The sequence below is a fragment of the Microvirga arvi genome, from assembly GCF_016892765.1.
Classification (GTDB): Bacteria; Pseudomonadota; Alphaproteobacteria; order Rhizobiales; family Beijerinckiaceae; genus Microvirga; species Microvirga arvi.
Map to the genome: position 1 here is coordinate 51,897 of NZ_JAFEMD010000006.1, position 14,408 is coordinate 66,304.

General features: G+C 60.8%; 12 protein-coding genes and 1 tRNA gene. 4 read left to right on the forward strand and 9 right to left on the reverse strand.

The annotated features are described in order from the left end of the window. Positions 1-213: 213 nt before the first annotated feature. Complete coding sequence (locus ILT44_RS05415; RefSeq protein WP_204238551.1) at positions 214-378, forward strand: hypothetical protein; 165 nt, start codon at positions 214-216, stop codon at positions 376-378. 4 nt (positions 379-382) lie between these two features. Further along, positions 383-592: a hypothetical protein gene (locus tag ILT44_RS05420; protein WP_204238552.1), complete on the forward strand. Its 210-nt coding sequence runs from the start codon at positions 383-385 to the stop codon at positions 590-592. A gap of 217 nt (positions 593-809) precedes the next feature. Here the strand turns inward: ILT44_RS05420 and ILT44_RS05425 are convergent, their stop codons facing one another. Continuing rightward, complete coding sequence (locus tag ILT44_RS05425) at positions 810-5,078, reverse strand: hypothetical protein (RefSeq protein WP_204238553.1); 4,269 nt, start codon at positions 5,076-5,078, stop codon at positions 810-812. A gap of 437 nt (positions 5,079-5,515) precedes the next feature. On the opposite strand from ILT44_RS05425, the gene ILT44_RS05430 reads away from it, so the two are divergent. Then, positions 5,516-5,926, forward strand: a complete 411-nt coding sequence (locus ILT44_RS05430) for a hypothetical protein (RefSeq protein WP_204238554.1) — start codon at positions 5,516-5,518, stop codon at positions 5,924-5,926. 115 nt (positions 5,927-6,041) lie between these two features. Here the strand turns inward: ILT44_RS05430 and ILT44_RS05435 are convergent, their stop codons facing one another. From ILT44_RS05435 to ILT44_RS05470, 8 genes are all read right to left on the reverse strand, one after another. After that, on the reverse strand, positions 6,042-8,369 hold the full coding sequence (locus ILT44_RS05435) for a calcium-binding protein (protein WP_204238555.1): 2,328 nt from the start codon (positions 8,367-8,369) through the stop codon (positions 6,042-6,044). Positions 8,370-8,810: 441 nt separating this feature from the next. Further along, complete coding sequence (locus ILT44_RS31685) at positions 8,811-9,068, reverse strand: hypothetical protein (protein ID WP_204238556.1); 258 nt, start codon at positions 9,066-9,068, stop codon at positions 8,811-8,813. A gap of 24 nt (positions 9,069-9,092) precedes the next feature. After that, positions 9,093-10,649, reverse strand: coding sequence for an arylsulfatase (locus ILT44_RS05445; protein WP_204238557.1), 1,557 nt, complete (start codon positions 10,647-10,649; stop codon positions 9,093-9,095). 51 nt (positions 10,650-10,700) lie between these two features. Further along, positions 10,701-11,174, reverse strand: coding sequence for a YidH family protein (locus ILT44_RS05450; protein WP_204238558.1), 474 nt, complete (start codon positions 11,172-11,174; stop codon positions 10,701-10,703). Positions 11,175-11,180: 6 nt separating this feature from the next. Next, on the reverse strand, positions 11,181-11,684 hold the full coding sequence (locus ILT44_RS05455; RefSeq protein ID WP_204238559.1) for a hypothetical protein: 504 nt from the start codon (positions 11,682-11,684) through the stop codon (positions 11,181-11,183). Next, positions 11,681-12,667, reverse strand: coding sequence for a formylglycine-generating enzyme family protein (locus ILT44_RS05460; protein WP_204238560.1), 987 nt, complete (start codon positions 12,665-12,667; stop codon positions 11,681-11,683). The genes ILT44_RS05455 and ILT44_RS05460 overlap by 4 nt, the downstream gene beginning before the upstream one ends. Further along, entirely contained in the window at positions 12,657-12,803 is a 147-nt protein-coding gene (locus tag ILT44_RS05465) for a hypothetical protein (RefSeq protein ID WP_204238561.1), read from the reverse strand. Before ILT44_RS05465 ends, ILT44_RS05460 begins: the two co-directional genes overlap by 11 nt. 350 nt (positions 12,804-13,153) lie before the next feature. After that, positions 13,154-13,229, reverse strand: a tRNA-Glu gene (locus ILT44_RS05470). A 95-nt stretch (positions 13,230-13,324) separates the two neighbouring features. On the opposite strand from ILT44_RS05470, the gene ILT44_RS05475 reads away from it, so the two are divergent. Then, positions 13,325-14,323, forward strand: coding sequence for an RluA family pseudouridine synthase (locus ILT44_RS05475; RefSeq protein ID WP_204238562.1), 999 nt, complete (start codon positions 13,325-13,327; stop codon positions 14,321-14,323). The last annotated feature ends 85 nt before the right edge of the window (positions 14,324-14,408 follow it).

Sequence of the window (14,408 nt, forward strand, 5' to 3'; positions counted from 1 at the left end):
AGTCTAAAGTTGCAGGCTAATCCGGATGCGCCGGGGCGTCGTGGACGCCATGATCCTGTTCTACATCTTCCCGGACCTCGGTTTGTGGCCGCCGCGCCATCTTCTACGGCTGAGGTTAGGCACCGAACCAAGCCGTCAAAGGCACGGGTGAAGCTCGGAACCCTGTTTGCGCCTTTACGTTGGCCTCCTGTTCATGCCGCATAGGAGGCCACTATGAAGTGCCAGTTCTGCCAGCAAGACGTGGACGATCCTTGCCATAACAAACAGGAAATGCAGCAGCGTGCCGCAAGCCATGTGGACCGCTGCGAGCATGCCCTCAAAGATCAGCAGGGCATGGGGTCCGGGGCGCGCCGGAGCGACATCCAGAGCGGTGGCTGACGCCATGCCTCGCAAGGGCCGCGACCAGGGTCAGGGCCTGGCCGAGCAAAGCCTGAACACCAGCATCGTGCATCCGGGTCGGAGCGGTTCGGATCACGCGGCATCAGGCAAGGGTTCCGCCGGCAGCAGAAGCCTGAGCGGGAACGACCAGCGCAAGGGTCTCGAGAAGACCGACCCCGATGCTCCGAAGGCGGACGACCGCATCGAGCCGTAGGAGAGTGCCAAGGTAGCCGTCCGCAGCGCGCCCCAACGGCGGATATTGAAAGCGGCGGCCGGAAGTCATGGTCTTTGCGCCGGACCCGACGAAAAGCCCGAGGCGCGGACCTATCCTGCTCCCGCCGGGAGCGACGATAACGCCTCAAGATGACGCGGGGAGCCTTGGCTCCCCGCATTGTGCTCTGCTTCAGTAAGGCAGCTGGGATCCTTGCCTGTTACAGCACGAACCAGCCCTTCTGCAGGTCCATGGCTCCCTTGAGCTTGATCACGCCTTCCGCCGTCTTGTCGCTGTCGGTGTTGAGGTAGACATAGGTGTCCTTACCAGACTTCTCGTAGCGCACCTGACCGGCCTTGGTGAAATCGTTCTTGCCGATGAAGCTGAAGGCCTGATCGCCTTTCTTCTTTGTGTCGGCATCGATGGCCTTCAGATCGATCTTGTCTCCTCCCTTGCCGGAGAAGTCCGTGATGTAGTCGGCCGTGCCCTTGCTCGTGCCGGTATCCTTGCTGGCGAACGCGAACACGTCCTTGCCGGCTCCGCCGGTGAGCGAATCCTGGCCGGCGCCGCCAATAATCCTGTCATTGCCGGTGCCGCCATCGATCTTGTCCTTACCCCCGCCGGCATTGAGGACGTCGTTGCCGCCTCCGCCGGAGAGGCTATCGGTGCCGGATCCGCCTGAGACTGTATCGCTGCCAGTGGTGCCGGTGGTGCTCTCCTTCGCCACGTCTTGCAGGACAATGGTCAGCGTCTGGTCGACGCTCTTGCCGAACTGATCGGTCGCGCGCACCACGACCGTGTGGGTTATCGCCTGCTCATAATCGAGCAGGAGCCCGTTCTTCACCTCAATCGTCTTACCGTCGCTTGCAAGTTGGAAGCGCCCGCCGGCATCGTTGACCAGGGTATAGCTATGTGTGCTTAGAGCATCCCGATTAGTGACTGACAGGGTTCCGATATCGGCGCCGGTTGCGCTGTTCTCGAACACCATGCCGCCAGACAGATTGATGGCCGATCCGTGGTTGATCACCTCCGCAAGGTTGAGGACCGTCCCGCCGAAATTGAAAACCTCGACATCGATGACGGTGTCTGTTCCCTCGCTACCATCCCGTTGATCCGTGATGGTCAGGGTCGTCCCGTTGTTCACGACATGGTAATTGGATCGGGCACCGCTGTAGAGCGCCGTGTCGACGCCGGCGCCACCCTCAAGCTGGTCGTTGCCTGCCCCGCCCGACAAAAGGTCGTTGCCGTTGTCGCCGCGCAGACGGTTGTCGAGACCATTGCCATAGATCCTGTCGTCGGCTTCCGTACCGCGGATGCGCTCGATCTTGGTGAGAGTATCCTCGGCACCGGAGAGATCGGTCACCTTCACCGTATCTCCACCTCGCAGGTCGATGGTCATGCCTCTCTTCAAAGGGTCAGGGGTAGCGCGGTAGTCGGCCCGGTAGTCGATCTCATTGAGCCCGTTCGTGCCGTCAAAGATGTCTGCGCCGGAAAAGCCGATAAAGCGCTGAGCAACCGAGCTCTCGGCGCCCGTGAATGTATCGGCTCCCGCCGTCCCCCGCACGGCGTGTATGTTGAAGAATTGATCCGTTCCGACGATTTCGTTACCGTCCTTCTTCACGACCGTTCCGGTGCCATACCGGTTGCCCGAGGTGAACGTTACCTCAATGCCGGAGAAGATCCCATTACTGTAGCTGAGATCATTCCAGTTGGTGCTTGGGTCGTCATTCTGCTCAACGTCGCCGCCATAGATCGTGTCGTTGCCGATGCTGCCCAAGAAGGAGTCTTCATCCGTGGCAGCGCCGACGCCGCCGACGAGAACGTCGTTGCCGGCACCACCGTCCAGGGTGTCCCAGCCGGCGCCGCCATTGAGCGTGTCGTTGCCCGCATCTCCCAAGAGAATGTCGTCGTCCCCACCACCGTTCAATTTGTCATTGCCAGCACCGCCTTCAAGGCGATCGAAGCCATCACGCCCCTCGACGAGGTCATCGCCGCCATCGCCGCGAAGACGATTGTTCAAATAGTTTCCATAAAGCTTATCACCATGGTCCGTGCCGCGAAGACGCTCGATCAGGGTCAGCGTATCCGTATCACCACCAGCATCCGTTATCTCAACCGTGTCGCCGGAACTCAGATCGATGGTCATACCGGTCGTACGCTCAGCCTCGCGAGCCTCGAGGCGGTAATCGACCTCGTTAATCCCTCTCGTGCCATCGAAGAGATCGTCGCCTGCGAATCCCATGAACCGCTGGACAACTGTGCCCTCGCCGCCGACGAAGACGTCTTCCCCGTTCGTGCCACGTACGGCATGAATGTTGTAGAAGGTGTCGGTGCCGACGACCGATCCATCGTCTGCCTTCTTCTCGACGATACCTGAGCCATAGCGCCCCGTGAAATCGTCGAAGGTAACGATGATCCCGGCGAAGCCGCGCTCATAATAGGTGAGATCGTTCCAGTCGGTGTTCGGGTCGTCGTTCTGCTCATAATCGCCGCCGAAGATGGTGTCGTTGCCGGCACTTCCCCAGAAGTAATCTTCATCGGTGGCAGCGCCGACGCCGCCCACGAGAATGTCGTTGCCGGTACCGCCGTCCAGGGTGTCCCATCCGGCGCCGCCCTCAAGCCGGTCGTCACCCGCCTCGCCTGTCAGTAGGTCATTGCCGTTGTCGCCGCGCAGGCGGTTGTTGAGACCATTGCCATAGATCTCGTCATCCTCTTCCGTGCCGCGAACACGCTCGATCTTGGTGAGTGTGTCCGTGTCGCCCGCGAGATCGGTCACCAGCACGGTATCCCCATCCCGCAGGTCGATCTCCATGCCCCTCTTCAACTCGGCCGGAGCGGCTCGGTACTCAGCCCGGTAGTCGACTTCGTTGACACCCTTTGTGCCATCGAAGGTGTCGTCGCCTCCATATCCGATGAACCTTTGAGGGACAGCTGACTCGCCCCCAATGAAAGTGTCGTTTCCATTCGTGCCGCGCACGGCATGGATGTTATAGAAGGTATCGGTGCCGCCTTCGTCCGGCTTCACGACGGTTCCCGAGCCGTACCTATTGGCGTTATCGTTGAAAGTAACCGTGATACCCAACAGGCCGCTCTCGATGTAGCTGAGATCGTTCCAGTTGGTGTTCGGGTTATCGTCCTGCGCAACCTCCCCGCCATAGATCGTGTCGTTGCCGGCACCTCCCACGAAGTAATCCTCGTCCGTATTGGCCCCAACGCCGCCAATCAGGACGTCGTCGCCGGCACCTCCGTCCAGCGTATCCCAGCCGATGCCGCCATTGAGCGTGTCGTCGCCGACGCCGCCTTCAAGGCGGTCGTCGCCGTTGAGACCGCTGATGACGTCGCTGCCTGCATCGCCGCGCAGGCGGTTGGACCCAGCGCTCCCTGTGATGGTGTCGTCGTTCCGGGTACCGCGGATTCTCTCGATGTTGATGAGGGTGTCGACATCGCCGTTCGCACCGGCGACCGTGACAGCGCCCTGTGCATTGACGTTCGACAGGTTGATGTTGATCCCCGCCTTTCCAGCAACCTCGGCGGTATCACTGCGATAATCGACCTCGTCGTCGCCTGCGCCGCCATCGAACGTGTCATTTCCGGCAAAGCCGCGGAAACGCTGGAATCCTGCCGCCCCGGTGAATCGATCGTTGCCAGCCGTGCCGTAGACGGCCTCGATGCCGGTGAATTGATCCGTCTCGGGCCCTTGCTCGTTCGATGTGACCGTGCCGGATCCCTGTGCGGTGAAGGTGACCGTGATCCCCTGTGTGCGCCCCTCCGGACCTCTGTAGCTCAGCACATCGAAGTTATCGACCGGCCCATCGCCGCCATGGATCGTGTCGTTGCCGAAGCCGGCGTAGAACTCGTTATCGTGATTGTCACCGATCAGGAGATCGTCGTACGCTGTTGCATAGACGCTGTTGATCGAATGCAGGATATCAGTTTCTGCAGGTCCGCCCCTGCTTGTGATCTTGCCCAAATCGTCGGCGGCATCGCCGTCGACGAGATCAACCTCAATTCCATGCTGCCGGTTGTCGAATGCATAGTTCACATAATCATAATCGTTGATGCCGGTGTCGCCGCCACCAAACACCTCATCGTTGCCCAGTCCGGGCACGAATGTGTTTTCGAGACCGTTGCCGTTCAACGTGTCATTGCCGCCCATGATGAGGGCAAACACGGCGGACGAGCTTGCTCCAGGGCTGAGCCAAGCCTCCTCGAACTGCGCACGCGTGAGGGGAATCGCAATGTCATCGATCCCGCCGATCGGTTCCTCGTCCCCGCTTTGCGGATCCTCATCGGAAAGGTAAAGGCCGATGGCATAGATATTGAGAGTCTCTGAATCCCAGAACACCCGGACGATGCGGGTCTCACCGCCGAGGGTGAATGTGTAATCCCGGCCGGTGTCCCCGTTCGGGGTTTGGATAACGGTAACGCCAACCGGGAAGAAGCCTTCCGCAGACAAAGCAGCGTTGTTGTAGATGTTGAATATGGCCATGGATTGCCCCTCTAAATTGCCCAGCTAACCTTCGAGCCGATCAAAACGCAGGAATACCTTTCCGGCACCGGTCGAAATTTGTTGTTTGAAGGAATTTATCCAGAATTGAAGGCCGCGAACAAGTCCCACCAAAGAGGAATGTCTCAGCTTACCGGCTCTCACGAAGCTAAGACATTCGTCGTCTGCTTCAAATATCTTACAGTGATTATGATTTCTGGATGCCGAATCCGAACTATTCCAATGAAAAAAGCCGGTCGAAGATAATGCAGATCAATAAGAAATCAGGTTTGAATTTTATGAAGATCAGTAAAGAAATGTTATCACAGCACGATGAGCGCAGAATTAGCAGTTGTGATTTTACGCACATCCTTCATTCTGACCTTGGCTGTAATTAAAAGCATCAATCAGCCAGGGAATACTTTTCAGAGGACTTCAATATGCGCGCTTCTTCACTCAGCTTCCGATTGGCCGTTCTGTTCGTCATCGCCGGAATGGCCATGGGGATTGGCATGGCTGCGACACAGAACCACGCGATCATGCCGGCCCATGCCCATCTCAACCTGCTGGGATGGGTCTCGCTGTTCCTGTTCGGCATCTATTATGAGCGCCGCCCTACCATCGATTCGAGCCGTCTGGCCACGATCCAAGTCGTCCTGTGGTCGCTCGGCACCGTCGTGCTCACGATCGCCGTCGCGGCCATCCATCTCGGCTATACCGCCGCCGATCCGGTCGCCGCGCTGGCCTCCCTGATCGTCCTGGCTGCCATGATCCTGTTCGCCTACTTCGTCTTCCGCCCAGCGCGGGATCTCGCTCCAAGTCCAACGGCTCATCTGACGCCGGCAGAATAGAACTATCAGGGCAAGTAAATCGTAGAGCCGTCCGATTCAGGTCATAAGCGAACGAAAGGGAGGGCGCGCGCCCTCCCTCACGTGTCGCTGGACCTCTCCCGCACACAATCACGCATCAGAGGATGAGGTCATTTCTAAATTCATAATCAGTCGCGTGAAGGCTTGTGATCCCTTTCAATTGAAAGGTTGCGGTGTAGGCCCCGTCGGTCACGGTCCAAATATCGCCCGAGTTCTTGAGAGAGCCGGCTGTGAAGCCTTGAAAGATGAGACGGTCCCCGGCGTTTGCACCATTGCCGATAAAGTCAGTGACAATATCGCCGCTGATCTCGCCTTTCTTGAACACAAAGGTATCGAATTCGCTACCTCCCGTCAGAGTATCCGTGCCTGCGGCCCCGTTGAGAACATCGGCACCGACACCGCCCTTGAGGATGTTGGCAGCGCTATTGCCCAGCAGCTTGTTGCCGAGGTCGTTTCCAGTGCCGTTGATGGCGCCTGTTCCTTCCAGGGTGAGGTTCTCTACATTGGCGGAAAGCGTATAGCTGACCGTAGTACGGATCTGATCGGTGCCCGCATTTCCAACCTCGATAACCACATCGCTGGTGGTGTTCACCCCGTAGATGTCGTCGCCACCCCTGCCCTCAAGGCGATCATTCCCCAACATGCCATCGAGAAGATTGTTCTGATCGTTCCCGGTCAAGGTGTTGCTGCTGGAATTGCCGATCCCATTGGCAGCCGCTCCCGTCAGGAACAGGTTTTCGACTTGGTCGGATAGGGTGAAGCTGACACTGCTGTAGACCGTGTCGGTTCCGCCGAGGCCGCTGTTGGCCTTCTCCACGATGATGTCACTCGCGTTGTCGACGAAGTAGGTATCGTTGCCGTCCCCGCCGTCCATGCTGTCTGCCCCCTCCTTTCCATCGAGGGTATCGTTGCCGCCGGCGCTCTTGAGCACATTCACAAGGGCATTGCCGGTGAGAATATTGGCAAGTTCGTTGCCGTAGCCGTTGATGGCGCGGGTCCCCGTCAGGGTCAAATTCTCCACATTGGCCGTCAGCGTATAGGTGATCGAGGAGAGAACGTGATCGGCGGAGCCTTCTCCGGGTTTCTCAGTGACGAGATCGCCGGAATGGTTGACAGTGTAGGTGTCGTTGCCGCCGGCGCCGCGCATGTCGTCACCGCCGGTGCTGCCATCAATGCGGTTGTCGCCTGCGTCGCCTATCCAAACGTTGCTGTAGTTCGGAACCGAAATCGATCCTGTTTCCATCCCGGTGATGGTGTTGTTGGAGAGCGCCGTTCTGGTGGGACCTCCATCGTCGTTGGTCCCCTCCTCCCGGATGCCGTAGCGGGCGTTGATGGCACCGTCGGAGAAAATCGTGTTGTTCAGGATCTGTGTATCGGTGGAGTAGTAGGTCTTCTGGCTGTAATCGTCATCGAAGCGCAGGCGGATGTTGATCTCGTCATAGATATTATCGGCTTCCTGCGAGTTGTTGGAGACGCGGCTGTTCTGAACGATGGTGTAGGTCGAGCCTTCGATCTTCACGCCTTGACGCATGTTTCCATAGATGTTGACCTGATCAATCGTGACGTGATCGGACAGCTTGACCAGGACACCTTCCTTGCCGTTGTTGTGATAGGAGCCGCCAATGATCTGGACGTCGGTGACCCAAGGGATCTCCGTCGAGTTCGCGGGAGGAATGTTTCCGCGCTGAATGGTGATTCCGGCTCCACCGGCCCAGGCGCCGTTGTACATGTAACGAAAGCCGTTGTTGTAGGCTTCGTTGTCCTTCAGGACGAGGTTCTTGGTCTCGTTCTGGATATTGAAGCCGTGACGGTCGTTCTCGTAGGCTTTGTTGTTCTCGTAGACTCCACCCACCACTGCGTCTGCCACGAAGCCGTCGAGGCCGTTGTGGTGGGAGACGGAGTTCTTGATCGTCATGTTGTAGGTCAGTTCATGTGGGTTGAACCCATAGGCCGTGCAATTCTGGACTTCTACGTTGTCGAGAGTGATGTTCGTCTGCGTGCGACCGGAGCCGTCCTCTTTGATGCCGCAGATGAACCCGGCCTGATGCCCCGTGTTGTTGGCGCGGTTACCATCAATGACAAGGTTAGAGACCGTCACGTTGTCGACATTTTCCAACTTGGTGCGCACAATGCCGTTTATTCTGGCGTCGAAGTGGTCGACCAGCTTGATGGTCGATTCACGCGCACCAGCGGCCCCGGAACCGACGAGCGCAACGCCCGACATCAGTTCGACGGCACCCGTCGACGGGTTGTTTGGATCGCCGGTCACGAGGTACGTGCCCTTGGCCAGCATAACGGTGACCGGGCCGGCGGATGGGTTCTTCAGGTAAGCTGCGTTCGCTGCCTTGATCGCGGCATTAATGGCATCTGTGTTTGCTCGAGCATTGGTCGAGGGCGGCGCAACAAGAATGGGCTCTGCTGCCATTTCTGCTCTCCCCTTGAAGGCTGTGCAGCATAGCAATTGCAGATTCCCGATCGAATGCGCATCGGGGGTATCGCACATAAGTATATTTAGATCTTGTGCGACAACCTCGACGCATCATCGAGCATGAATGCTGATAATGACTCATATTAAATGTGAGCATACTTTCCCTATATTGAATCCGGGTTAGGATTATATAGGGCATTATGCTGGCATCCGATGCTGGGCGGTCACGCTCGCCCCGCATTCACGACAGAATATAGGACCAAATGCAAAAAGCCCCGCACGCGGCGGTGCCCGCGCCGCGGCAGGTACCGTCGAGAGGACGGCCATGGGCATGGCAAAAATGCATGCAGACAAACCCGATCTGCTCATCTGCCTCCTCCTGTCCCTGGGTTCATGGCTGGGTCATGGGGCCCTGGGTCCGGCGTTGAATACTACCTTTCAATCCCGCTTCATGTCGAAGAGGGTCCGGCCCGTGGCCGTCGGCTTGTCCCATGCCTTATCGAGCCGGCCGATATGGGACTGGTAGCCGTAGGCCCACTCGCGCTCGGCATCGGTATGATGGACGATGCTCGTGAAGCGACGGGGACGAATTTGATGATCGCCTACCTGGCGGCCCCATCGTTCCAGGACGGAAGCACATCGCGTCCATGCCGTACCCTCCGGGTGCCTGGATGATTCAACCGGGCGGAGAGCCATCGCCCACCGCCCGGCAGGTCGCGTTCAATCGCCGCCTGCGGCCTCCGACATCTTCGCCATCGCGTCGTCGATGGTGAAGCTGTTCGGCTTCTGCACGGCAGGGAAGTCTCTGAAGGTTTCCGCGAACTTCCCCGCGACCGCCTGCACTGCGTAGATGAGGTAGGCGTGATTCATCATCCAGTCGTTGTAGGTGTTCGACGTGACGGTCGCGAATTCATACGGATCGGTGCGGAGATTGTAGATGACTGGGGCCCGCAGCCGCGTGAACGGCTCGCGCCAGACGGCCAGCGTGCCCGGAGTCCGCTGCTCCATGAACGTGATCTTCCAGTTGTCCATGCGAATGGCCAGCACGTCGCCGTCGTCGCTGAAATAGACGAAGAAGTTGCGCGGGCTCTTCTCTTCCTCTCCGGTCAGGTACGGCAGCAGGTCGTAGCCATCGATATGGTTCTTGTAGGTGCGCCCGATGGCCTGATACCCCTGCTTAAGCTTGTCGACCACGTCCGGGGCGCCTGCCATGGCCAGGAAGGTCGGCATCCAGTCATGGTGCTGGACGATCTCGTTGCTGACCGAGCCGGCCTCGATCTTCCCCGGCCAGCGCACCAGCAGCGGCACGCGGAAGGCGCCTTCCCAGTTAGTATTCTTCTCGCTCCGGAACGGGGTGGTGCCGCCATCCGGCCATGAGTTGCGGTGCGGGCCGTTGTCGGTCGAGTACTGCACGAAGGTGTCGTCGGCGATGCCGAGCTCGTCGAGGAAGTCGAGCATCTGGCCGACGTTCTTGTCGTGGTCGATCATGGTGTCATGGTAGGGTGATTGCCAACGTCCCGCCTGGCCGCGGCTCTCGGGTTTGGTGTGCGTGTAGAGGTGCATGTGGGTCGTGTTCAGCCACACGAACCAGGGCTTGCCGGCCTCTTCCTGCCGCTTGATGAAATCCTGCGCCGCGGCGACGAAGTCATCGTCGCAGGTTTCCATGCGCTTTCGGTTGAGCGGTCCGGTGTCCTCGATCTTCTGCTTGCCGACACGGCCCCAGCGCGGCATCTCGGTCGGATCGTCCGTGTCCGTTGCCCAGGAATGCATGACGCCGCGGGGGCCGAACTTGTCCCGGAAATGGGGAAAATCCTTGGACGAGGGATAGTCGTCCATCTCCGGCTCCTCCTCGGCGTTGAGGTGATAGAGGTTGCCGAAGAACTCGTCGAAGCCGTGGTTGGTCGGCAGCATGTGGTTGAGGTCGCCGAGGTGGTTCTTGCCGAACTGGCCCGTGGCGTAGCCCTGCTCCTTGAGCAGCGCCGCGATGGTCACGATCTTTTCCGACATGCCGACAGGCGCGCCGGGGAGCCCGACCTTCGAGAGTCCGGTGCGGTAGACGCTCTGCCCGGTGATGAAGGCCGCGCGTCCGGCGGTGCAGGATTGCTCGCCGTAGGAGTCGGTGAACATCATGCCTTCCTTGGCGAGCCGGTCGATGTTGGGCGTGCGGTAGCCCATCAACCCCTGTGAGTAGCAGCTCAGGTTCGAGATGCCGATGTCGTCGCCCCAGATGACGAGGATGTTGGGCTTGCCGTTCTGCTTCCTAGGCTGCTGTGCCATGTCTGGCTCCCTGGACGTGAAGGCGTTGCAAGTGGACGGGCTGGCGCCTCCTCAACCGAATGGCCCGACCTGGAAGACCATACTCACGATGGCCGCGACGCCGATGGCGAGCAGGACGGCGGCGGTGATCAGCGTGAGCGAGACGGGAAAACGGCTCTCGCCGTGCACAAGTCCGGCGGCCTTCATCGCCTCGCGCTCGTGGCGCAGGCCGATCATGAACTGCACGTGGTAGACGATGCCGATGACGAGCATCGCGATGCCGAGCGCCACCAGGGCGACACCGAAATTTCGGGGCGCGGCGGCATGGGCGATGGTTCCCGCCTGCCGCAGCTTGTCGAACACCTGGTAGATCGTGAAGCCGAAGCTGATCAGCGACAGCGAGGTGCGGATCACCGACATCAGCGTGCGATCGGCGCTCATGCGCGTGCGTTGGAACGACATCCCCGTGCGGCGCGACGACAGCTCGACCGAGATCCGATCGGCGTCGGACCCTGCTGTGACCGGGGCACTGTTGTCGGTGGCCATGACGCGTTACCTCGTGCCGTCGGAGGAATGGACGAAGCGACGGGCGATCCGGCAGATCGGACCGCGAAGCAGGAAGTACGGCAGGACGGCAAGCAGCAGCGCGACGAGCAGCGCCTCCCCGGGATAGAAGGTGCCGAGCACGCGCCACTGGTAGACCACGTCCATTACGAGGCCGATCAGGACGAGGCGCGACGTCGCGAGCAGCCCTTCGCGGAGACGGCCCTCACGCTCGGAGGGGCTGCTGAGGACGGTCCAGAAATACGGTGCCCGGCCCATCCGTGCGTCCCGGAAGCCGTCGTGCAGCGCAGCGACGAAAGCCATGGTCGGCTGGAGCAGAAAACGGAACGACATCGGGCCGCCGGGCCGCTCGGCGATGTCGCGCCAGATACGGTGGTGCACCTCGGCCGAGAAGCCGTACCAAGCCGCCCCGAGCACGATCAGAGCGGCCGCGAGCACCACCACGAGCCAAGCCATGACCTGGGCTCCCGGTGGCGCCGTCTGCACGTTCATGCCTCCGGCCCCTGTCTGGACACGCACCGGAAGCCGATGTGGCTCGACGACGTGTCGACGGGCTGCGCATGCCGGGCGGCGGGGCGGTAGCGGCGGCAGTAGTTCGGCGCGCACAGATGCGAGCCTCCTTTCAGCACCTTGCGCGGGATTCGGATCTGCGGCTGGCGTGGGTCGTAGCTGTCGGCCTCGCGGCCACCGCGCGGGTTCTCGGGGATGCAGCAGGCCTTGGGCGCATCGGCCGGATGCTTGGGCGCGTACCAGTCCGAGGTCCACTCCCAGACGTTGCCGATCATGTCGTGCAGGCCGTAGCCGTTCGGCGGGAAAGCGGTGACGGGCGAGGTGCGATCAAATCCGTCCTCGCGCTTGTTCTGGAACGGGAAGGATCCCTGCCAGGTGTTGGCCATGTGCCGCCCGTCCGGCGTGAGCTCGTCGCCCCAGGCATACTCGGCGCCGTCCAGGCCGCCGCGGGCGGCGAACTCCCACTCCGCTTCCGTGGGCAGATCCTTGCCGGCCCATGCCGCATAGGCCTTCGCGTCCTCGTAAGCGACATGGACCACCGGGTGGTCGTCGAGGCCCTTGATCGACGACTTGGGACCGTAGGGCCGACGCCAGGTTGCCCCGAAGGTGAAGGCCCACCACTGGCTCCAATCCTGGAGATCAACCGGATGCGGTGGAGGGTCGAACACGAGCGAGCCCGCCTTCAGCATGTGCGGCAGGGCTCCCGGATAGTCCCTCGGGTCCGGCACCTTCTCGGCCACGGTGACGTGGCCCGTCGCCTGTACGAATTCTCGGAACTGTCTGTTGGTGACCGGTGTGCGGTCGATCCAGAAGTCGCCGACGGTCACCCGGTGGACTGGAGCCTCCTCAGGATAATGCTCCTCCGAGCCCATCCGGAACGTGCCGCCTGCAATCTGGATCATGCCGGACACAGGTTCCGTGTCGAGAACGGGATTGACGCCGTCCGTATGAAGCTCACGCGGCATCGGTGCTGCCCCCTTGCCGGCGCATCATCGTCACAAGCCGGACGAAGGCCATCGGGTGTTTCCCCGAGTTCCGCTCAGGGTAACATCTGAACGGCCATCGCAGGATCAGCCATGCCGGCATCTCGCGCGGATTCATGTGCCCCCTCCGACGGACAAGCCCGTCACATGGTCAGGAAGCGACGTCGGCAGCGTTGCCGATCAAAAGAGGCCCGCCGGGACCTAGGTTCGACGCAGGACGATTGATCTATGTTAACGAAACATGACCTAGGGCGGCGGCGGCAGGTGGAGAAGGGGGGGCGGGACAACGTTCCCGCAGGAACGATCACAACGGATTGTCGGGCACCGGCAGGGCTCGGTTTAACAGGGAATCTAATGGTATGATGCCAAGCAGCGTTCACCCCACCCGGATGCAAGCTCTTCACGTTCGAGCATCCGACACGGTTCTGTGAGATTGATGGGCTAGAACCTGTAAGCCATTGCAACCAATGGCGCTCCCTAGGGGACTCGAACCCCTGTTTTCGCCGTGAGAGGGCGACGTCCTAGACCGCTAGACGAAGGGAGCTAGCAAGGTGGAGGCCGCTCGTATAACCACCCTTCTGATTTGCTTCAAGTCCTTTTGCCCAAAAAAGCGAAGGGCCGTTTGGAAATGAGGATGCGGTGAACGACGCGACCCGGCAGGAATGGACGTTAGAGGATGGCCTGGCGCCCGAGCGGCTCGACCGGGTGCTGGCACGGCTTCAGGGCGATCTGTCGCGAAGCCGCCTGCAGGCACTGATCCGCGACGGTCAGGTCACCGTCGATGGTACGCCGGTCCTGGACCCCAACCGCAAGGTGGCCGGTGGAGCCAGCGTCGGGCTGAACATCCCGCCGCCGGTGCCGGCGGAGCCGGCAGGCGAAGCGATGGCGCTCAGCGTCGTCTATGAGGACGAGGACGTCATCGTCATCGACAAGCCGCCCGGCCTCGTGGTCCACCCGGCGGCAGGACACGATTCCGGCACCCTGGTGAACGCCCTCATCGCTCATTGCGGCGAGAGCCTTTCGGGCATCGGCGGCGTGAAGCGGCCGGGCATCGTTCACCGGCTCGACAAGGACACGTCGGGCCTGCTCGTGGTGGCCAAGAACGACCTCGCCCATCAGGCCCTCTCGGCGCAGTTCGCCGATCATGGCCGCACAGGCCCGCTGGAGCGCGCCTATCTCGCGATTGTCTGGGGCGTGCCCGAGCGGCGGCGCGGAACCGTCGAGGCGGCGTTGGCCCGCTCCACGCACAACCGCGAGAAGATCGTCGTGGTGGGAGAGGAGCGCGGCCGCTACGCCATCACCCATTATGAGCTCCTGGAGAGCCTGCCTCCTGCCCTGCCGCTCGCAAGCCTCGTCCGATGCGAGCTGGAAACCGGGCGCACGCACCAGATCCGGGTTCACATGGCCCATCTCGGCCATCCGCTGCTGGGCGATGCAACCTATGGCTCCGGCTTCAAGACCAAGGCGAACCGCCTGTCGGAGCCGCAGAGGGAAGCGCTGAATGCCCTGGACCGGCAGGCCCTGCACGCCGCGATCCTCGGTTTCGAGCATCCGCGCAGCGGTGAGTTCCTGCGGTTCGAGAGTGCCCTGCCGGCTGACATGGCCGCCCTCCTTCAGGCGTTACAGGCGGGAATTTAGCGTCAATCGGTCGCAAAATTCAGCCACGCTGGCACCCTTAGCAGGCTGATGCGTTCACCACGTCTTGAAGCCTGACGCCTCTATT